This window comes from Duganella sp. Leaf61 (assembly GCF_001421905.1).
Classification (GTDB): Bacteria; Pseudomonadota; Gammaproteobacteria; order Burkholderiales; family Burkholderiaceae_D; genus Rugamonas; species Rugamonas zoogloeoides.
The window spans coordinates 115,528-136,807 of record NZ_LMLM01000033.1 but is presented as its reverse complement, the minus strand read 5'-3'; the positions used below and the strand labels follow the sequence as shown (position 1 = coordinate 136,807).

At 63.4% G+C, this 21,280-nt stretch carries 13 protein-coding genes; 4 read left to right on the top strand and 9 right to left on the bottom strand.

Annotation, left to right across the window (positions count from 1 at the left end):
- Window positions 1–45: 45 nt before the first annotated feature.
- The 5 genes from ASF04_RS25735 to ASF04_RS25715 form a co-directional block, all read right to left on the bottom strand.
- Entirely contained in the window at window positions 46–936 is an 891-nt protein-coding gene (locus ASF04_RS25735) for an alpha/beta fold hydrolase (protein ID WP_056148301.1), read from the bottom strand.
- The gene (serB, locus tag ASF04_RS25730; protein WP_056148298.1) at window positions 937–1,779 is read right to left on the bottom strand and encodes a phosphoserine phosphatase SerB; all 843 of its coding nucleotides are present in this window, start codon (window positions 1,777–1,779) and stop codon (window positions 937–939) included.
- Between the two features lie 102 nt (window positions 1,780–1,881).
- Window positions 1,882–5,328 carry a transcription-repair coupling factor gene (mfd, locus tag ASF04_RS25725; RefSeq protein WP_056148294.1) on the bottom strand — a complete coding sequence of 1,149 codons (3,447 nt, stop codon included), beginning with the start codon at window positions 5,326–5,328 and terminating at the stop codon, window positions 1,882–1,884.
- A gap of 83 nt (window positions 5,329–5,411) precedes the next feature.
- Window positions 5,412–6,365, bottom strand: coding sequence for a 5'-nucleotidase (locus ASF04_RS25720; protein WP_056148291.1), 954 nt, complete (start codon window positions 6,363–6,365; stop codon window positions 5,412–5,414).
- Between the two features lie 242 nt (window positions 6,366–6,607).
- Entirely contained in the window at window positions 6,608–8,488 is a 1,881-nt protein-coding gene (locus ASF04_RS25715) for a diguanylate cyclase (RefSeq protein WP_229205207.1), read from the bottom strand.
- Between the two features lie 79 nt (window positions 8,489–8,567).
- Between ASF04_RS25715 and ASF04_RS25710 the strand changes: the two genes are divergently transcribed.
- On the top strand, window positions 8,568–9,248 hold the full coding sequence (locus ASF04_RS25710; protein WP_229205206.1) for a TetR/AcrR family transcriptional regulator: 681 nt from the start codon (window positions 8,568–8,570) through the stop codon (window positions 9,246–9,248).
- Window positions 9,249–9,426: 178 nt separating this feature from the next.
- Window positions 9,427–11,043 carry a methyl-accepting chemotaxis protein gene (locus ASF04_RS25705; protein WP_056148288.1) on the top strand — a complete coding sequence of 539 codons (1,617 nt, stop codon included), beginning with the start codon at window positions 9,427–9,429 and terminating at the stop codon, window positions 11,041–11,043.
- Here ASF04_RS25705 and ASF04_RS25700 read toward each other — a convergent pair.
- On the bottom strand, window positions 11,037–13,400 hold the full coding sequence (locus ASF04_RS25700; RefSeq protein ID WP_056148285.1) for a penicillin-binding protein 1A: 2,364 nt from the start codon (window positions 13,398–13,400) through the stop codon (window positions 11,037–11,039). The genes ASF04_RS25705 and ASF04_RS25700 overlap by 7 nt on opposite strands.
- Before the next feature lie 270 nt (window positions 13,401–13,670).
- Between ASF04_RS25700 and glpD the strand changes: the two genes are divergently transcribed.
- Window positions 13,671–15,206 carry a glycerol-3-phosphate dehydrogenase gene (gene glpD / locus ASF04_RS25695; RefSeq protein ID WP_056148283.1) on the top strand — a complete coding sequence of 512 codons (1,536 nt, stop codon included), beginning with the start codon at window positions 13,671–13,673 and terminating at the stop codon, window positions 15,204–15,206.
- A gap of 46 nt (window positions 15,207–15,252) precedes the next feature.
- On the opposite strand, the gene ASF04_RS25690 is transcribed toward glpD, so the two are convergent.
- A complete protein-coding gene (locus tag ASF04_RS25690; protein WP_056148279.1) occupies window positions 15,253–16,752 on the bottom strand; it encodes a peptide MFS transporter in 1,500 nt (499 codons plus the stop codon).
- 222 nt (window positions 16,753–16,974) lie between these two features.
- On the opposite strand from ASF04_RS25690, the gene ppnN reads away from it, so the two are divergent.
- Window positions 16,975–18,345 carry a nucleotide 5'-monophosphate nucleosidase PpnN gene (gene ppnN, locus ASF04_RS25685; RefSeq protein WP_056148276.1) on the top strand — a complete coding sequence of 457 codons (1,371 nt, stop codon included), beginning with the start codon at window positions 16,975–16,977 and terminating at the stop codon, window positions 18,343–18,345.
- 103 nt (window positions 18,346–18,448) lie between these two features.
- On the opposite strand, the gene ASF04_RS25680 is transcribed toward ppnN, so the two are convergent.
- Together ASF04_RS25680 and ASF04_RS25675 are read right to left on the bottom strand one after the other, a co-directional pair.
- A complete protein-coding gene (locus ASF04_RS25680; protein ID WP_229205205.1) occupies window positions 18,449–20,317 on the bottom strand; it encodes a glycoside hydrolase family 15 protein in 1,869 nt (622 codons plus the stop codon).
- On the bottom strand, window positions 20,317–21,114 hold the full coding sequence (locus ASF04_RS25675) for an SDR family oxidoreductase (protein ID WP_056148274.1): 798 nt from the start codon (window positions 21,112–21,114) through the stop codon (window positions 20,317–20,319). The genes ASF04_RS25680 and ASF04_RS25675 overlap by 1 nt, the downstream gene beginning before the upstream one ends.
- Window positions 21,115–21,280: the final 166 nt, after the last annotated feature.

Sequence of the window (21,280 nt, the reverse complement as noted above, 5' to 3'; positions counted from 1 at the left end):
TTAAAGTGACAATGGTGTCAAAAGTATAGCGGAATCGCCCGGTGTTTACCGAGTTTCATTGTGCGGTGGCGTACCAACCGCACGTTGCAAGAACATGTCTATATCAGCGAACAACTCGGCCTGGATGGCGGCGCGGTCGAAGCCGGGCGGATCCTGCGACGGATGGAACTCCGGCTTGGTCATCTCGGGCGGGAATTTGCTCATGAAAGAGAAGTGGGCCGCGCCCGCAAACACCTTGTGGACCACCTGGTCGCGATCGGCCACGCCATCGAGTACGTTGAGTGCGTGTTCGACCGGCGTGTTGACGTCCCGGTCGCCCGTGATCATCAGGATCGGCACATCAACGGCGCGCAGCGCTTCGGCACGGAACCAGGCAGTGGCTGGCGCCAGCAGTACCAGTGCGCGCACCCGGTCGTCGGGCGTTACCGGTACCGGCTGCGGTGGATTGGTCTTGCGTTCGTATGGCCCGGTCCACGGCTTGCCGCCGGCTACCGCCAGCGCCGTATAGCCGCCGATCGAGTGGCCGATGACAGCGACGCGGTCCGCAATCAAATGGTCTTTCAGCTGATCGTACGCGGCGGTGATGACCAGCGTGATGTGGCGCGGCCGGTTGGCCAAGTTGGCGGCGGTGTTGGCACGGTTGTTGTTATGGCGCGTGTTGCCGGTATGGGCGGGCAGGGCGACAATGTAACCTGACTGCACCAGGTATTTCGCCAGCTCGCGGTACGCCCACGGCGTGCCGGCATTGCCGTGCGAGACCACCACCAGCGGATACGGCCCGCCCTCCGGCGCAGCATTGAGCGCCACATCGAGCGAATACGGACCGAATTGTTCGGGAACTTCCACGCCGTCGGCCGGATACAGCAGCGCCAGGGGGATCATCGCCTGCTGCACGGTGTCTGCCACCTCGAGCAGGCGGCAGCCGCAAACCGCCATTTATGCCAGCAGCGGCAGGATGCCGTCGAGCCCCACGAAGTTGAGCGCCACGCTGGCCTGCTCGCGCACCACCGGCTTGGCGCGGAACGCCACCGACATGCCGGCAATGCTCATCATTTTCAGGTCGTTGGCACCGTCGCCCATGACGATCGCCTCCGATGGTGAAATGCCCAGCTCCGCGCATACGCGTTCCACGGTCTGCTGCTTGGCTTCGGCATCGACGATGGCGCCCACCACCTTGCCGGTCAGTTTGCCGTCGACGATTTCCAGCTCGTTGGCGTGGGTATAGTCAAGATTGAGGCGTTGTTTCAGGCGGCTGGTGAAATAAGTGAAGCCTCCGGAAACCAGCAGGGTTTTCAGGCCGGCCTGCTGCACCGCTTGCAGCATGGCTTCCGCACCCGGCGAGAGTTTCAGGCGCTCGTCGTACACGCGGTCCAGCGCGGAAGCGTCGAGGCCTTCGAGCAGCGCCACCCGGCGCGTGAGGCTGGCGGCGAAATCGAGTTCGCCGCGCATGGCCGCCTCGGTAATCTCCGACACCTGCGCCTTCAACCCCTGCATGTCGGCGATTTCATCGATGCACTCGATGGTGATCAGGGTGGAATCCATGTCCATCGCCACCAGTTTGAAATCGGTCATTTTTTGCACGCCGATGGTATAGGTGGCGTCCAGCTGGGCGGCGTTGGCTGCCACCTCGATGGTCTGGCGCAGCGCCGGCGAGAACGCGATGCCTTCGCAGCGCACGGCGCGGTCGCTCAGCCACGTGAGCGCCTGCGGCGCCGTCAGTGCGGCGATGCGTTCGAGTCGCGCGCGGCAGTCGTCGCGCCCTTGTAATACCAGGTTCATGGATTTTGTGGCTGATGTCATAGTTCGTACGAGTTGTAGGCTTCGGTGTTCGAGTAACGCGTGTTTAAGGTACGACCTTAGGCGCGTGCGGTCAACTCTTGATTAGTTGCCAGTGAGTTGTTTAATTGCACCTTTGATCTGCGCCACCCGCGCAGCCAGGTCCGGCATGGCGGCCGTGATCTTCAGTTTGTCTTGGCCAGCGAGCTTGATCTGGCGGTTTTTTTGTATCAGTTCGATGATGCGCATCGGGTCGATCGGTGGCTTGGCCATGAATTGCAGGCTGGCCGCTTCGCCGTGGGCGTCGATCTTGATGATGCCCACAGTCTTGGCGGCGATGCGCAGACGGTGGGTTTCGATCAGCGCCTTGACCGGGTCGGGCAGCTTGCCGAAACGGTCGATCAGCTCTTCCTGCAAATCGTCGATCTTGTCCTGGACCGTGCAGTTGGCCATGCGCTTGTAGATCGACAGCCGTTCGTGCACGTCGCCGCAGAAGTCGGACGGCAGCAGTGCCGGCGTGTGCAGGTTGATTTCGGTGGTGGTGGACAGCGGGGCGGCCAGGTCCGGCTCCTTGCCGGCCTTGAGCGAGCGTACCGCTTCGTTCAGCATGTCGGTGTACAGCTGGAAGCCGATTTCGGTCATCTCGCCCGACTGGTTGTCGCCGAGGACTTCGCCGGCGCCGCGAATTTCGAGGTCGTGCATGGCCAGGTAGAAGCCGCTGCCCAGTTCTTCCATCTGCTGGATGGCGTCCAGGCGGCGCTGCGCCTGCTTGGACAGGCCCTGCACGTCGGTGACCAGCAAATACGCGTAGGCCTGGTGGTGCGAACGGCCCACGCGGCCGCGCAGCTGGTGCAGCTGCGCCAGGCCGAACTTGTCGGCGCGGTGCATGATGATGGTGTTCGCGGTGGGCACGTCGATACCGGTTTCGATAATCGTGGTGCACAGCAGGATGTTGTAGCGCTGCGCCACGAAGTCGCGCATCACCTTTTCCAGGTCGCGCTCGTGCATCTGGCCGTGGGCCACCGCGATGCGCGCCTCGGGCAGCAGTTCGGTCAGCATCGCCAGGCGGTTCTGGATGGTTTCCACCTCGTTGTGCAGGAAGTACACCTGGCCGCCGCGTTTCAGTTCGCGCAGGCATGCCTCGCGGATGATCGACTCGCCCTCGCTGCGCACGAACGTCTTGATGGCCAGGCGCTTTTGCGGCGCGGTGGCGATGATGGAAAACTCGCGCAGGCCTTCAAGCGCCATGCCCAGCGTGCGCGGGATCGGCGTGGCTGTAAGCGTGAGCACATCGACTTCGGCGCGCAGCGACTTGAGCGCCTCCTTCTGGCGCACGCCGAAGCGGTGTTCCTCGTCGATGATGACCAGGCCCAGGCGCGTGAACTTCACATCGTCCGACAGCAGTTTATGGGTACCGATCACGATATCGAGCGTGCCGTCGGCCATGCCTTTGATGGCCTGATTGATTTCTTTACCGGTGCGGAAGCGCGACATCTCGGCAATGCGCACCGGCCAGTCGGCAAAGCGGTCGGCAAAGGTTTGCGCATGCTGTTCGGCCAGCAGCGTGGTCGGGGCGAGAATCGCCACCTGCTTGCCACCCATGACCGCGATGAACGCGGCGCGCAGCGCGACTTCGGTCTTGCCGAAGCCGACGTCGCCGCACACCAGGCGGTCCATCGGTTTACCGGAAGTCATGTCGCGGATGACGTTGTTGATCGCTTCCTGCTGGTCGGGCGTTTCGTCGAAGCCGAAGCTCTCGGCAAAGCGCTCGTAGTCGTGCGCCGAGTATTCGAAGGCATGGCCCTGGCGCAGCGCGCGGCGGGCGTACAGGTTGAGCAGCTCGGCGGCGGTGTCGCGGATCTGTTCGGCCGCGCGGCGCTTGGCCTTTTCCCACTGGCCGGAACCGAGCGTATGCAGCGGTGCGTCTTCCGGTGCGGCGCCCGAGTAGCGCGAGATCACGTGCAGCTGCGAGACCGGCACATACAGCTTGGTGTCCTTGGCGTATTCCAGGTGCAGGAACTCGGTCTCTCCTTCGCCCAGGTCCATGCTGGTGAGGCCCATATAGCGGCCGATGCCGTGGTTGACGTGCACCACGGGGTCGCCGATCTTCAGCTCGGAGAGGTCGCGCACCATCGATTCGACCTGCGTGACCGCTTCCTGCTTCTTCTTGCCTACCCGGCGGCCCGAACCCGCATACAGCTCGGTCTCGGTGATGAACACCAGCCGTTCGGCCGGCGTAGCCAGTTCGAAGCCCGTGTGGAGCGGCGCCACGCCCAGCGCCAGTTTGGCGTCGGACGTCGCAAAACCCTCGAAGCCTTCCACCGGCGTGAGGGCCAGGTCGTATTCGCTGAAGTACTGCTGCAGCGTTTCGCGGCGGCCGTTGGTCTCGGCGCAGATCATCACCCGCGTGCCCGCCTGCAGCAAATAGCTGCGCAGGTTGGTGAGCGGGTCTTCCAGGTGGCGGTTGACGGCGATGTTCGGGATGGGTGCCGACAGCTCCGATGCGCCCTGGTCCTGGTCTTTCGAAATGACCATGCGGCCATACGGCTTGGCCAGCGTGAAGAACTGCTCGTCCGACAGGAACAGCATGTCGGGCGGCAGGATCGGGCGTTCGCGGTCGGCCTTCAGGAAGCGATGGCGCGAGGTGGTATCGGCCCAGAAGCGCTTGATGGCGGCGTCGATGTCGCCAACCAGTGCCAGCGCGGCGCCGTCGGGCAGGTAGTCGAACAGCGTGGCGGTCTGCTCGAAGAACAGCGGCAGGTAGTACTCGATACCGGCCGACGCGATGCCGCTGCTGATGTCTCTATAGACTACCGAACGCGAAGGATCGCCCTCGAAGTATTCGCGCCAGCGGCTGCGGAACGTGGTGCGCGCCGCTTCGTCCATCGGGAACTCGCGGCCCGGCAGCAGGCGCACTTCACCGACCGGGTACAGCGAACGCTGGGTGTCGGCGTCAAAAGTGCGGATGGTTTCCACCGTGTCGCCGAACAGGTCGAGCCGGTAGGGCAGGGCGGAGCCCATCGGGAACAGGTCGATCAGACCGCCGCGCACCGAGTATTCGCCGGGCGACATCACTTGCGTGACGTGGGTATAGCCGGCCAGCGTCAGTTGCGACTTCAAACGTGCTTCGTCGAGCGACTCGCCCTTTTTGAAGAAGAACGTGTAGGCGGCCAGGAACGACGGCGGCGCCATGCGCACCAGCGCGGTCGTGGCCGGCACGAGCATCACGTCGCACTGGCCGCTGGAGATTTCGTGCAGCGTGGCCAGGCGCTCGGACACCAGGTCCTGGTGCGGCGAGAAGGCGTCGTAGGGCAGCGTTTCCCAGTCTGGCAGCAGGTGGCAGCGCACTTCCTCGCCCGCGAACCACGGAATTTCGTCGCGCAGCCGCTGGGCGTCTGCCGCGCTGGACGTGATCACGGCCAGCATGCGGCCTTGCGCCTTGAGGGCCAGCGCCGCTTGCGCGAGCGCGTACGCATCCGAGGAGCCGTGCAGGGTGGGCAGGGCAAAGCGGTTGCCCGGTTTTGGAATGGAGTTGGCGAGGACTAGGGACACAATGAGGTGGACGCTGGTGAGCTGTGGTGCATGGTCAAAAGGTGAACAACATTATAGACGATGCACCGCAGCCCGGCAGTCGCCTACCCCGGCTTGGGTGCGGACCCGGCCACCAGGTTGGCAATGCCGAACGGGATATGCACCATCGGTATATTCCCGGCCGGCGACTTCAGGTGGCTCAACTGGTCGTCGAAGAACAGGTGGGGCTTGAAGATGGACAGGATGCGCGCCTTTTCCATCCCGCCCAGGAAGAACGTTTCGTCGGCCGACACCCCCCAGCTCTTGAGCGTGGTGACTACGCGCTCGTGCGCCGGTGCGCTGCGCGCGGTGACGATGGCGATGCGCAGGATGCGCTGGTAGCCGGGATCGTTTGCTAACGCCTGGTCTTCCAGCCGCTGCATGGCGGAGAGCTTCTGGAACAGGTCCGCCAGCGGGCCAGGCTGGTGCGGCACCGCCACCCGTTCGCGCTCGTGGGCGTGGAATTCGGCGACGTCGTTATTGCGCTTGAAGACAGTCTCCGATTCGTCGTCGGCGATCACGCCGTCGAAGTCGAAGGCCACCCGCAGTTCGCCATCGGCGTCGTCGTCCTCGGTCAGGCCGGGCAGCACCAGGCCGGCCGGGTAATGGGCGTCGAGCGCCATGCGCACGTCCTGCTCGTTGGCAGTGAGGAACAGCGAGGTATTGAAGGCGGGCAGGTAGGTGTACGGTGACTTGCCGGTGACAAAGCAGGCGCGCGAGATGTCGAGCCCATAGTGGGCGATCGAATTCATCACCCGCAACCCGGTCTCCGGCGAATTGCGCGACAACAACACCACCTCGACCGGCGACGCTTGCGGATGATGGGCGTTGATCGACAGGAAGCGGCGGATGAACGGAAACGCCACGCCCTTGCCGAGCACCACGTCGAGGTGACGTTCCTGGTATTGGCGATACGCTTCGGCGCCGCCTTCCAGGTACACCTGGTGCGATTCGGTGAGGTCGAACAGCGCGCTCGATGCGATGCCGACGACCAGCTTGTGTTCTATCGGATAGGCCATGGATAGGTGTTCGGGTTATCAATCACGCCACTTTAACCGAATTTTCGTGCCTGCCGCGCCACACCTGCGCGTCTTGATGCACATTTCAATTGACGTAGCCTGCGTGACAACGGATATTGGCTGGGCAGAACAAAAAGGTAAGCCACTTCTGGTACCGCAGTAATGTCAAGCAGCCCGTGTGGCTGCTTTTTTTTGGCTGCCGGCGCGCCTGTCTCCAAGAGGCTGAGTGGAATCTCATACCCTCATGCGTCCTCGCTCCTGCGCGCATAGCCGAGCGCCAGCTCCGCCCGATTGCGCCCCAGCTCCTTGGCCTGGTACAGCGCCATATCCGCCGCATGCACCAGTTGTGCGGGCGCCGCGCCGCCGACCGGGTGGCCGCACGCCACGCCCACGCTCACGGTCACAATGCCGCCAGGCGCTGCAGCATGCACAATGCCCAACGCAGCCACCGCATCGCAGACTGCCTGCGCCACAGCCAGTGCGTTGTCGGGATGGGCATCGGGCACGACGAAGATGAATTCCTCGCCGCCATAGCGCGCCACCTGGTCGCCGCCGCGCCGGAATTGGTCGGCGATCGCCGCCGCTATTCGGCGTAGGCAGTCGTCGCCTTGCTGGTGGCCGTAGTGGTCGTTGTACTGCTTGAAGTGGTCGATATCGAGCATGCCGATTGCCAGCATGCTGCGCTGGCGTGCCGCGCGCGTCCATTCGACGGCCAGGATCTGGTCGAAGCGGCGGCGGTTGGGGATGCCGGTGAGGACGTCGGTCATCGACATCAAGGCAAGGCTGTCGTTGGCTTGCTGCAGTTCGGCCGTGCGCTGGGCCACGCGTGCTTCCAGGCGTTGCTCCGTTAGCTTCAGGCCGGCGATCAGGTCATTCTGGGCGGTCAGCGCCGCCGCCTGTGCCCATTCCTTCTCGCGCCGCATGGCGTGCATGCGGTCGGCCAGCGCGAACGCCAGCAGCAGCATCTCGCAGGCGGAACCGATCTGGGCGCCGAAGTTGGTGATCAGGTTATGCGGCAAGAACGCCAGCGCTGCGAGCGCGCTGCCCATATTGGCGACGAAGAATACGCAAAACGCGGCGCAGAAATAGTAGGCGCTGCGCTGGCGGCGCCACACACACACCAGCGCGATCAGCAGGGTGAGGGGCGAGGTGATGCTCCAGATCGCGGTCATGGCGCCAGCCACCTGCTGGTAGAAGAACACCAGCAGCACCGGCGAGACCAGGAACCATGCCAGCATCGCCAGCAGCACTTTGTCGAGCCAGGGTACCAGCGTGCGTGTGCCGATCATCTCGCGCATGAAAATGGTGACCGTGGCGTGCGATAGCGAGAACAGGATCGCGGTCGACAGGTTGGGCCAGCGCCCTCCCATCCCTGGCCACAGCCATTCGTGGGCCAGACCGTTCTGGCTGGCGAGCGACATGGCGGTGATGGCGACGAAGGCGATGTACATCAGGTAGAGCCGGTCGCGCAGCATGGCGAACAGCACCAGGTTGAACAGGAACATGGCGACGACCGTGCCGAAGAACAGGCCCTGCGCCAGGTAGTCGCGCTGTTGATGGGCGGCGAACGCCACCGGGTCCCACAGGCGCACCGGTATCAGCTTGGCGCCTTCGGAGGCCACGCGCAGATAATAGGTTTGCTGCGATCTGGCGGGCAGATCGAGCGCGTAGATGTAATAGCGGTTGGGATAGGCGCGCGAGGCGTATGGCAGCGCGCTGCCGGTGTGGTGCGCGCGATAGCTGCCATCTTCAACCGGTTCGTAGAAGGCGATCTCGCTCAGACGGGCGTTGCTGATCTCGAGCAGGCGGCGTACCGGCACGGCGCCGGGATTGCGCAGTTCCACCTTGAGCCAGTAGGCCGAGCGCGTGTAGCCGAAGCTGATGGCCTGGTCGGCCTGTCCCGTGTGGCGGTAGGTTTGCGTGCGTGCCTGAGCGAAGTCGAGCTGGCTGCCCGGGTCTTCGAACACGGTAAAATGTTCGGTGAGCGACACCGAACCCTGTTCGAGTTCGAGCACATCGACCGGCGTGCCGCTGGCACGGGCGGGCGCCAGCAGCACCAGCGACAGCCAGAGCGCGGCAAACAGATGCAACAGCACATAGTGCGGGAGGCGAAGGATGTACAAGGCAGGCATTCCTGGTCAACGATCTCCATGTTACCGCATACGCTATAATATTTTCCATAAAATCAATATAGAGACCACTGTGCAGCCAGACTTCACCTTCGCCCAGTTCAAGACCATGACGCCGCTCGACGCCGGCAATATCTGGGCCTACCTGCTGGACCACTACGCCGACCGCATCACCGTCAAGCGCCGCAAGCCGGCATTGGAAAACCTCGAGCGCATCTTCAATGCCACTTTCAAGCTGGCCAACGACGTCGGCTTTCGCGCCATGAACCTGCGCGACCTGTGCCAGGAAACCGGCTTGTCGATGGGGGGCTTGTACGGCTATATCAGCACCAAGGACCAACTGGCGGAAATGATCGGCGGCGTGGTGCGCCATGCCACCCGCGAGGTGCCGCTGCTGTTTGACACCATCGCCGATCCGCTCGACCGCCTGGAGGCGCTGATACGTTCGTCGATCTACATCTCCGAGATTTTGCAGCCGTGGTTTTATTTCGTGTACATGGATTCGCGCGTGCTGGCCCCCGAGCTGCGCCACGCGGCCAAGAATTCGGAGTTGTACGTGCAGTCGCTGTTCGCCGACGTCATCGTGCGCCTGCCGTCACGCCCGCCGGGCAGCGCCGATTTGCTGGCGTCGCACCTGATGGCGACGTTCCAGGACTGGTACGTGAAGCGCTGGAAATACCGGGCAGCCGACGTGACGCCCGACCAGTTTGCCGGCAGCGCGGTGCGGATGATGCGGGGCTACCTGGCGGCATAAAAAGTTGTCATCGAGATATGATTGGCGTCCAGATAAGCTGTGCATGGCGCGCCACACTGACTGCGAAAGCCATTGACGGCGCTACTTGGCCCGATGGATATTGCGATAGGGAATTTCTCTCCAATAGTCACTCACATGGTTGAGCTGACTATCACTATTCGCATAATCGGGAAGTACGATGTTCAGGAATTTACGCATTAAATGGAAGCTGGCCGCGCTGGTGGCTATCATGCTGGTCGCTTTATTGGTGGTGGGCACGGCGGGCTATCGGGGCATCGCCACCGTGGGCGATTCGGTCGATGAAATCGGCGTGGTGCGCCTGCCGTCGATCCAGGGATTGCTCGGCATCAGCGAAGGCCAGACCGCCGTGGCGTCCGCCACCCTGTACGCCGCCATCTACGAGAACAACTACCAGGCCCACGACAAGTTCGCCGAAGTGCAGGCGTTGCGCCAGCGCGCGTGGGCCAATATCGACCGTGGCTGGAAGCTGTACGAACCGCTGCCGCAAACGCCGGAAGAATCCGTGCTGTGGAAGCAATTCAGCGCCGAATGGACCGCCTGGAAAGCCGCCGACGACCGGATCGGCACCGTGGTTGGCAGCCTGGCCGCCAATCGCGACGACGCCGCGCAGAAAGAGCTGTTCGCCAGCTTCTACCAGCAATACAACGCCTCACGCCCGCTGTTTCAAAAGGCGGAAGCGACGCTGCTCAAGATCGTGCACCTCAATGAGGGCATAGCCGGCGCCAGTGTGGAACAGGGACGGGCAGCGGTGATCAAGGCCGAATGGGCGATGGTGATTGCCGCCCTGGTCGCGGCGCTGGTGGCGATCGGCTGCGCGGCCTATATCACGCAGACCATCACGCGGCCGATCGACGAGGCGGTGCGCGTGGCGCAAACCGTGGCCTCCGGCGATCTGACCAGCCGCATCGACGTTACCACTACCGAGGAAACCGGCCAGCTGCTGCAGGCCTTGAAGGACATGAACGCGAGCCTGATCCAGATCGTCGGCCAGGTGCGCGGCGGTACCGACACCATTGCCACGGCCTCGGCGCAAATTGCCACTGGCAACCTGGACCTTTCCTCCCGCACCGAGGAACAAGCCAGCTCGCTGGAGGAAACCGCATCGTCGATGGAGGAGTTGACCTCCACCGTCCGTCAGAATGCCGACAACGCGCGCCAGGCCAATGTGCTGGCGGCATCGGCGTCCAGCGTGGCCGTGCGCGGCGGCGGCGTCGTGGCGCGCGTGGTGGAAACCATGGATGCGATCAACGCGTCGTCGGCGCGGGTGGTGGACATCATTTCAGTCATTGACGGCATCGCGTTCCAGACCAATATCCTGGCGCTGAACGCGGCAGTGGAAGCGGCGCGCGCCGGTGAACAGGGGCGCGGTTTTGCGGTGGTTGCGGGCGAAGTACGCACGCTGGCGCATCGCTCGGCCGCTGCCGCCAAGGAAATCAAGACTCTGATCGGCGATTCGGTGGAGAAAGTGGGCGAGGGCGCCAAGCTGGTGGCCGAAGCGGGACAGACCATGAGCGACATCGTGGAGAGCGTGCAGCGCGTCACCGACATCATGGGCGAAATCACCATGGCCACCCAGGAGCAAAGCACGGGCATCGACCAGATCAACATGGCGGTGAGCCAGATGGATACCGTCACCCAGCAAAACGCGGCGCTGGTGGAAGAGGCGGCGGCGGCGGCCGCCTCGCTGGAAAACCAGGCAGCGCGCCTGGCCCAGGTGGTGAGCGTGTTCCGGCTCGAGGCGGTAGCACCGGCGCGGGCCAGGCTCGCTTACTGATTGATCGGCGGTGGCGGTGGCGGCGGCGGTGACGCCGCGCCGGCGCCGGTAGGCACCGGCATGATATTTTCAGCGCCCGGCGGTGCGTTATCGAGGTCCAGCGACACCCGCGCCGCATCGCCGGTGAACTCGTCGTACAGCCACTCGCTGCCCACCTGCGTCAGGCCCACCGGCACTTGCCGGTCGCGGGCCGGGCGGTCTTTCATTGCCACCTTCATGTAGTCGAGCCAGATCGGCAGCGCCACGGTGGCGCCGAATTCCTTGTTGCCCAGCGACTTCGAGTCGTCGTAACCCATCCACGAGACAGCCACGATGCCGCCGCCGTAGCCGGCAAACCAGCCATCGACCGCGTCGGACGACGTGCCGGTCTTGCCGGCCATGTCGTGGCGGCCCAGGCGCGCCACGGCGCCGCCGGTGCCGGTGCGGGTGACTTCGCGCAGCATGCTGTCGGTAACGTACGCGTTGCGCGGATCGAGTACGCGCGCCTCGTCGGGCAGGGTGGTGCGCGGCTTGGTTTCAGAGATGATCTTGCCGTCGCCATCGACGATTTTCGCGATCAGGTACGGCTCCACCGAGTAGCCGCCGTTGGCAAATACCGAGTAGGCACCGGCCAGTTGCGCCGGCGTGACCGAGCCGGTGCCCAGCGCCATGGTCAGGTTTTTCGGATGCTTGGCCAGGTCGAAGCCGAACTTGCCCAGGTAATCATGCGCGTACGGCACCGTGAGCGCACGCAGGATGCGTACCGTCACCACGTTCTTCGATTCGGCCAGCGCGTAGCGCATGGTGATGGGGCCCTCGTACTTGTTGTCGTCGTTGCGCGGGCTCCAGGGCTGGTTGCCGGTTTCGGCTGCCGTCAGCTCAAGCGGCTCGTCGTTAAGCAGCGTGGCCGGCGAAAAGCCTTTTTCCAGCGCTGCCGAATACACGAACGGCTTGATCGAGGAACCGGGCTGGCGCCACGCCTGCGTCACGTGATTGAACTTTTGCAGGTTGTAGTCAAAGCCGCCCACCATGGCGTGGTAGCCGCCGTTGACCGCGTCCATCGACACAAACGCTGCAGCCACCTGCGGCACTTGGGCAATCGCCCAGCCCTTTTTGCCGTTGTCCATGATGCGGATGACGGCGCCGGGACGCACTTGCAGCGATTCCCTGGCCTTGTCGGTCAGCGCATTGGCGGCCAGGCGCAGGCCGTCGCCGGTGATGGTGATCTCGTCGCCGGCTTCGTTCTGTACCGTGACCGACTTGGTGCTGGCGGCCAGCACCACCGCCGCAATCAGGCGGTCGCTGGTCGGCCGGCGTTGCAGTGCTTCCTCGATGGCGTCGTCGCGTTCCTCGGCGTCGGTGGGCAGGGTGATAAACGCCTCGGGGCCGCGATAGCCGTGGCGCTGGTCATAGTTGATGACGTTGCGGCGCATCGACTCGTAGGCGGCGTTCTGGTCGTCCTTGAGGATGGTGGTGTACACGCTGATGCCGCGCGTATAAGACTCTTCCTTGAACTGCGCATACACGGCCTGGCGCGCCAGTTCGGCCACGTATTCGGCGTGGACGTCGAATTGCTGGCCCTTGGCGCTGATGTGGATCGGCTGCTTCAGCGCCGCGTCGTACTGGTCGGCAGTGATGTAATCGAGGTCGCGCATCGACTTGAGCACCAGGTGCTGGCGCTGCTTGGCGCGCTTGAGATTGGTGATCGGGTTGTGGCGCGCCGGGTTTTGCGGCAGGCCGGCCAGCATCGCCATTTCGGCGATGTTCAATTCCTTGAGCGACTTGCCGAAATAGGTTTGCGCCGCGCTGCCGAAGCCGAACGAGCGCTGGCCCAGGTAGATCTGGTTCATGTACAGCTCGAGGATCTCGTCCTTGGACAGGGCGTTCTCGATTTTCAGCGACAGCATCACTTCATTGAGCTTGCGGCCGATGACTTTTTCGCGCGTGAGGAAGAAATTGCGCGCCACCTGCATGGTGATGGTGGAGCCGCCCTGGCGGAACGAGCCGCCCAGGTTGGCCTTGACGGCCCCCAGCGCGCGCAGCCAGTCGATGCCACTGTGCTCATAAAAGCGCTTGTCCTCGATCGACAGCACCGCTTTTTTCATCATGTCCGGAATATCCTTGATGGCGATGAAGTCGCGGTGTTCTTCGCCGAATTCGCCGATCAGGGCATTGTCGGCGGTATAAACGCGCAGCGGGATCTTGGGCTTGTAGTCGGAAATTTTTTCCAGCGTGGGCAAATTGGGGGCGATGGCCAGGAACATATAGGCAGCCAGCCCGGCAGCGCCGACCACGCCGGTCACGCCGGCCACGATAGCGGCGCGGATGGCATTGCGGCGATTGAGCCACCGGGGCAGTTTGTTGGTTGTAGCAGTCAAAGCGTGGTTCTCGCTATCAATACGGTGCGCAGATTATAGACCAACGATATTTGCGCCAGCTTAAAGCGCCTAACGAAACGTCGCTGGCTGCGTGGCGGTACCAAAGGTCTCGCCGCAAGCCCTGCTTGCCGTAGTGGCAATGAACGTGGCTTTCATGTCGAATTTTAGGAGGGCGGTACGGTTGCCCTCTATCATCAAAGTGAAATTTGTCGTACCGTAGGGGGGGGTGGTAAATCTTGCTATATTACAAGTGACAATTTCGGGGAACTCATGGCGGAACCGCAGCACACGCTCGATTGCGATGTCCTGATCGTGGGAGGCGGCATCAATGGCGCGGGGATCGCGCGCGATGCGGCCGGACGCGGGCTGTCGGTCGTCCTGTGCGAAAAGGACGACCTGGCGGCGCACACGTCGTCGGCCTCGACCAAGCTGATCCACGGCGGCCTGCGCTATCTCGAATACTACGAATTCAACCTGGTGCGCAAGGCGCTGATCGAGCGCGAAGTACTGCTGCGCGCCGCGCCGCACATCATGTGGCCGCTGCGCTTCGTCATGCCGCACTCGAAAGGCCAGCGCCCGGCGCTGCTGATCCGCGCCGGCCTGTGGCTGTACGACACCCTGGCACGGCGCGAGCTGCTGCCGCGTTCCGCCGCCATCAACCTGCGCTGCCACTCGGCCGGCAAGCCGCTCAAGCCCGAGTTCCGCTGCGGCTTTGCGTACTCCGACGGCTGGGTGGACGACGCCCGCCTGGTGGTGCTCAACGCCATGGACGCCTGCGAGAAGGGCGCCACCATCCTTACCCAGGCGCGCGTGGACACGCTCACCCGCAAGGGCGCCGGCTGGGAAGCGATCATCGACAAGCCCACCTGCGGCGGTATCCGCGTCAACGCCCGCTACGTGGTCAACGCTGCCGGGCCGTGGACGGCGCAGATGCTGCACGTGGCCACGCCCAAGGAGGGCGCCGGCCACCTGCGCCTGGTCAAGGGCAGCCATATCGTGGTCAAGCGCATGTTCGACCACGACAACGCCTACATCTTCCAGAACCGCGACGGCCGCATCGTGTTCGCGATTCCGTATGAACGCGACTTCACGCTGATCGGCACCACCGACATCGACTACCAGGGCAACGCGGACAACGTCGCCATCGACGCCAGCGAGATCGCTTACCTGTGCCAGCTGGCCAGCGAATACTTCGTCAACCCGGTCACGCCAGCCGACGTGGTCTGGACCTATTCCGGCGTGCGTCCGCTGCTCGACGACGGCGCCGACGCCAAGGCCGTTACCCGCGACTACCGGCTCGAAGTGGACAGCGACGGGCCGCCGATCCTGAGCATCTTCGGCGGCAAGATCACCACCTACCGCAAGCTGGCGGAAGATGCCGTAGAGCTGATCGCCAAGGCGCTCGACAACCGCCACGGCAACTGGACCGCCAACGCCTGCCTGCCCGGCGGCGACTTGTTCGGCGCCGAGCCGCAGAACAAGTCGGTGCTCGGCTTCGACGAGTGGGTGCGCAAGGTGCAGAATCATTACGCCTGGCTGCCGCCGCTGCTGGTGGTGCGCTACACGCGCGCCTACGGCACCCGCATCCACACGCTGCTGCGCGAACGCGCGACCATCGCCGACATGGGCGAGGAAATCGCTCCGGGCCTGTACGAGGTGGAAGTGGAGTATCTGCGCAAGTACGAATGGGCGCGCACCGCGCACGACATCCTGTGGCGCCGCTCCAAGCTGGGATTGCACGTGCCGCCCGAGGCGGCAGCCGCATTGCAGGACTGGCTCACCGCCCATCCGATGCAGTTCAGATAAAAAAACGGCGCCACCAGGGCGCCGTTTTCGTCAGAGCGTGCAGTGTTTACTTCACGCCGTGCATCAGCTTCTGGATCAGCGGCGCGACCAAAAACAGCAGCACGCCACCGGCCATCAGCGAGTAGAAGCCCACGGTGTAACCCGACAGTGCCGACGTGATCGACATGCCTTCGGAGCCGCTCACGTGCGAGGCGAAGATACCCGACAGGTTGTTGCCGATACCGGTGGACAGGAACCAGCCGCCCATGCCCAGGCCCACCAGGCGGGTAGGCGCCAGCTTGGTCACCATCGACAGGCCGATCGGCGACAGGCACAGTTCACCGATCGATTGCAGCACGTAGACCATGAACAGGGTCCAGAACGGAATCTTGTTGTCGATATTGACCAGCATCGACAGCGCATACATCAGCAGGCCGAAAGCCAGGCCGTTGAACAGCAGGCCCAGGCCGAATTTGCGCGGAATCGACGGATTGGCGCGACCGAGCTTGACCCAGATGAACGCGATCAGCGGTGCGAACGTGATGATGGCCAGCGAGTTCACGGTCTGGAACCAGGCGACCGGGAAGGTCCAGTTGAACATGTCGCGGTCGACGATCTTATCGGCCAGGAAGGTGAACGAGCTGCCTGCCTGCTCGAAGAACATCCAGAACATGATGTTGAAGAAGAAGATGATCAGCATCGCCAGCGCCTTGTCGCGCGCGACCTTGCCGTTCTTGAAGCCTTCCACAAGCACCATCACCGACAGGATGATGAACAAGATGGTCAGCACGATCTGCAGGTTGGCGGCGCCGGCGGCCAGCAGGAAGTACACGACCGGGATCACGCACAGCGAACCGACAATCACGTACAGCAAACGTTTCGGATCGGCGTGCTGGGCGTCAGGAGCGCCAATGCCCAGCAGGCGGGCGCGGCCAATGAAGAACCACACCAGCGAGATCAGCATGCCCACGCCGGCCGACATGAACACCACCTTGTAGGCAGGCATGCCGTCGGTGCCGAACACCTTGGCGGCGAGCCACTCGGTGAGCACCGGCGCGACCATGGCGCCGGCGTTAATACCCATGTAGAAGATGGTGAAGCCCGAGTCACGGCGCGGATCGGCGGTGGTATAGAGCTTGCCGACCATGGTCGAGATGTTCGGCTTGAACATGCCGTTACCGACGATGATGGTGGCCAGGCCGAACTTGAACACTTCCTCGTTCGGCACGGCGATCATGAACAGGCCTGCCGCCATGAAGGCGGCGCCGACGAGGATCGAGCGCTGGTAGCCGAGCACGCGGTCGGCCACGTAGCCGCCGAACAGCGCGGCAGCATAAACGAGCGCGAGATACGAACCATAGACCAGGTTGGCGGCGGATTCACCGGAAGGGTCGCCGTTGTAGAACTGGGCGACGACGTAAAGCACCAGGGCCCAGCGAATGCCGTAGAACGCGAAGCGTTCCCAGAATTCGGTCATGAACAACATCCACAGCGGGGCGGGATGGCCCATGATCTGCTTGAACTCGGGGATGGCTGCTTCCGATTTATTGATGGTGGCACCGCTCATGCGGGGTCTCCTCTTCGATGATCTGTTTAAAAAGGTCTCGGGCTCCCTCGTGAGGAGCCAAATCGGGCGCCATTTTAATCTACAAATGGTTTAGAAAGTACTTTTTGCGCGCTGCGCCGCACCAAACTCCGCACGCATCGCGCCGACTTGTCGTATATTGGCAGGGCAGGCAACCCTGCGAGACACCGAATCTGCGCACCTGAATATAAGGATTTACGCAACATGGAACATGACGTTATCGATACCCTGATTTCGCCGGAAGGCCAGCTCGAAGTGCTGTCCAAGGCCGAAGTAAACAAACTGCTCGATACCAGCCAGGGCGGCCTGTATAACGTATTTCGCAATTGCGCGCTGGCCGTGCTCAATTGCGGCAGCACCATCGACGACGGCAAGGAACTGCTCGAGCGCTTCGAGTCGTTCTCGATCAGCATCGTGCAGCGCGAGCGCGGCATCAAGCTCGATATCAAGGGCGCACCGGCTTCCGCTTTCGTGGACGGCAAAATGATCAAGGGCATCCACGAGCAGCTGTTCGCGGTACTGCGCGATATCGTCTTTGTCAGTAACGAGGTGACCAACTCCGACAAGTTCGACATGGCCCGTACCGAGGATGTCACGGATGCCGTATTCCACATCCTGCGCAACGCCGGCGTGTTGAAACCCATGCTCAACCCGAACCTGGTGGTGTGCTGGGGCGGCCACTCGATCAACCGCGCCGAGTACAACTACTCGAAGGAAGTCGGTTATCAAATGGGCCTGCGCGAACTCGATATCTGCACCGGCTGCGGTCCCGGCGCCATGAAGGGCCCGATGAAGGGCGCCACCATCGGCCATGCCAAGCAGCGCCTGACCAATGGCCGCTACCTGGGCATCACCGAGCCGGGCATCATCGCCGCCGAATCGCCGAACCCGATCGTCAACCAGCTGGTGATCATGCCCGACATCGAAAAGCGCCTCGAAGCATTCGTGCGCGCCGGCCATGGCATCGTGGTGTTCCCGGGCGGCGCCGGTACCGCCGAAGAGATCCTGTACATCCTCGGCATCCTGCTCCACCCGGACAACGCCGAGCTGCCATTCCCCTTGATTTTCACCGGCCCGGAAACCTCGCGCGAGTATTTTGTGCAGATCAATAACTTCATCCACGCCACGCTGGGCCCGGACGCGCAGGAACGCTACAAGATCATCATCGACGACCCGGAAGCCGTGGCGCGCGAAATGCAGGCCGGGATCAAGGCAGTGCGCGAGTACCGCAAGACCCGCAGCGACGCCTATTACTTCAACTGGGGCCTGAAGATCGACCGCGAATTCCAGAAGCCGTTCGCACCGACGCATGAAAACATGCGCAACCTCAGCCTGCACAAGGACCAGGAAGTGCACCTGCTGGCAGCAAATTTGCGCCGGGCGTTTTCGGGTGTGGTGGCCGGTAACGTCAAGAACGAAGGCATCCGCGCCATCGAGCAGCACGGCCACTTCGAAATCCACGGCGACAAGGCGATCATGGGCCCGATGGACGCGCTGCTCACGTCCTTCGTGGAGCAGAGCCGGATGAAATTGCCGGGCAAGGCCTATGAACCTTGCTATCGGGTGATCCAGTAATAATAGAGCGCCTGACAAAACCTTCAGAGCAAGGCGCACCGACGAAGACAGTACGCTAGTACGGCGAGGCGGTTCAACGCAGCTATGGAGGTTTTTCAGGCGCTCAGGCGGGCCAGTCGCGCGGTCCGCGTCCTTCCATCTCCCGATCAATATAGAAGGCCGCACTTACCAGCGCCAGGTGGGTGAACCCCTGCGGGAAGTTCCCCACCAGGCGCGCCCGCTCGTCGAATTCCTCCGCATACAGCTGCAAATGGTTGGCATACCGCAGCAGCTTTTCGAAGATGTGCCGCGCCTCGTCCATGCGGCCGGCGCGCGCCAGGCATTCCACGTACCAGAACGAACAGGCCGAGAACGCGCCTTCCTTGCCTGGCAGGCCGTCGTCGCGCTTGTAGCGGTAGACCATGCCGTCGTCGGTGAGGTGCTTGCCGATGGCGTCGAGCGTGGCCAGCCAGCGCGGATCGGTGGCGCCCACGAAGCGCACCAGCGGCATCAACAGCATCGACGCATCGAGGTCCTTGCGGCCGCGCTCCTCCACGAAGTGCCCCAGTTCTTCATCCCAGAAATTCTTCCAGATGTCGTCGTGGATGGCGTTGCGCACCTTGATCCAGCGGGTGAAAGGCGCCGCCAGCGAACGTTTGCTGGCCAGCCGGATCGCGCGGTCCATCGCCACCCAGCACATCAGGCGCGAATGCAGGTGGTGGCGCGCCGGCCCCCGGATCTCCCAGATGCCCGCATCCGGTTCCTGCCAGTGCCGCGCCACGTAGTCGATCACGCGGCACACGCCGAGCCAGCGGTCGTGCGAGATCGCCTCGCCGTACTTGTTACTGAGGTAGATCGAGTCCATCAACTCGCCGTAAATGTCGAGTTGAAGCTGGCCGACGGCATCGTTACCTATGCGCACCGGCACAGCGCCACCGTAGCCGGCCAGGTGGTCGAGCGACGTCTCGGCCGGCACCTTGCCACCATCGAGCGCATACATCACCTTCAACTGGCCGCCTTTGGACGAGTGCATGGCACGGTCGCCGAGCCAGCGGTAGAAATCCTTGGCTTCCGTGTGGTAGCCGAGGCGCATCAGCGCATAGATCGAGAACGACGAATCGCGGATCCACGCGGCGCGGTAGTCCCAGTTGCGCACGCCGCCGGCCGCTTCCGGCAGCGAAAACGTGCCGGCCGCCGCGATCGATCCGTGCCGGCGCGACGTCAGCAGTTTCAGAACCAGCGCCGACCGGCCGACTGCATCGCGCCAGCGGCCCTTGTAGGTCGAGCGCGCCGACCAGGCGCGCCAGCGATTGATGGTCGCCTCGATCAGCTGGCCGATTTCGTCAGCGTCGATTAGCGGTTCGTCCGGTTCGTCGAGCATCAGGGTCAGGCACTGGCCCGCCCTGAGCTTGATGCTGGCGTGGACTTCGCCGTCGCCCTTCGTAAAATCGGCGCCGGACAGGCGCAGTGGCGGGCAGTCCTTGGCCGTGAACAGGGCTGTGCCATCCTTGATTTTCACGGATGGCACAGCCCGCGCATAATCGTAGCGCGGCGCGCAGCGCACGTGGATGGTCACCGTGCCGCGTGTGACGACCATGCGGCGCACCAGCCGGGTGGGCGCTTCGTCCGTTTCCGACGTGTCGATCATCAGGTCGGTCAGTTCGGCCGAAGCGTCGCTGCCCATCCAGCGCGTGAGCAGCACATTGGTGTCGGGGATGTACATCTGCACCACGCGCGGCGCGTCGATATCGGTCGCCAGTTCGAATACGCCGCCGTTGTCCGCATCGAGGATGCCGGCAAAGATGCTGGGGCTGTCCAGGCTGGGCCAGCACAGGTAGTCGATGGCGCCGTCGCAAGCTACCAGGGCGATGGTGGCCAGGTTGCCGATCACGCCGTGATCGGCGATATCGCGTTCCTTGCGCCGATCGCTCACGGTATCGGGTTCTGGTGTGCCGGGCTTGAGCCGCGCTCTGTTCGGCTTGGCGGCAGCCATCAGCCGTTGTCCTCGAAGCCCGGGTAAAGCGCCATGCCGCCATCGACAAACAAGGTGCTGCCCACCACGTAGTCGGCCAGGTCGGAAGCTAAAAACAGCGCAGCGTTGGCGACGTCGTCGGGCTGGCCCACGCGGCCGTACGGAATCAGCTTGAGCAGGTCGTCGGTGCCGCCGTCGGCGGTCACTTCGGCGTTGATCGGGGTCTTGATGGCGCCGGGGGCAATGGCGTTGATGCGGATGCGCTCGGGCGCCATTTCCTGCGCCATGGTTTCCATCAACAGGTGGACGCCGCCCTTGGACGCCGCGTAGTTGACATGGCCGGCCCATGGTATGCGCTGGTGGACGGAACTCATGCAGATGATCTTGCCCAGTGCGCGCGAGGCCTTGCGCTGGCCCTGCCGGCGGAACGTGCGCACCGCTTCGCGCATGCACAGGAACTGGCCGGTCAGGTTGGTTTTCAGTACGCCTTCCCATTGCTTGAGCGTCATGTCGGCGCTCGGGGCATCGTCCTGGCGGCCCGAGTTGGCCACCACAATGTCGATGGTGCCGAAGCGCTCGACGGCGGCGGCGAACAGCGCCTGCACATCGTCTTCTTCGCCGACGTCGGCCTGGAAGGCAAACGCCTTGCCGCCTTCGGCGGTAATCGCTGCCACCACTTCGTCGGCCTGGTCCTGGTGCGAGTGGTAGTTGACGACCACGTTGGCGCCTGCCTTGGCAAAGGCCAGCGCGATGCCGCGCCCGAGGCCGGAGTTGGCGCCGGTGACGATGGCGGTTTGATCGTGTAGCGTAATGTGCATGTGCGTGCTCCTGGCTCAATGAACGGTGATCGTTTCATTGTAGGCAGCGCGCTGTCGGCGGGAAGGGCGCTTGCAGGGGCGAAGCAGCTCCAGCGCACACAACGCGGCAAAAATCCGGGCATAAAAAAACCGCTCCGGGGAGCGGTTTTGAGCAGCGTGCTACCGG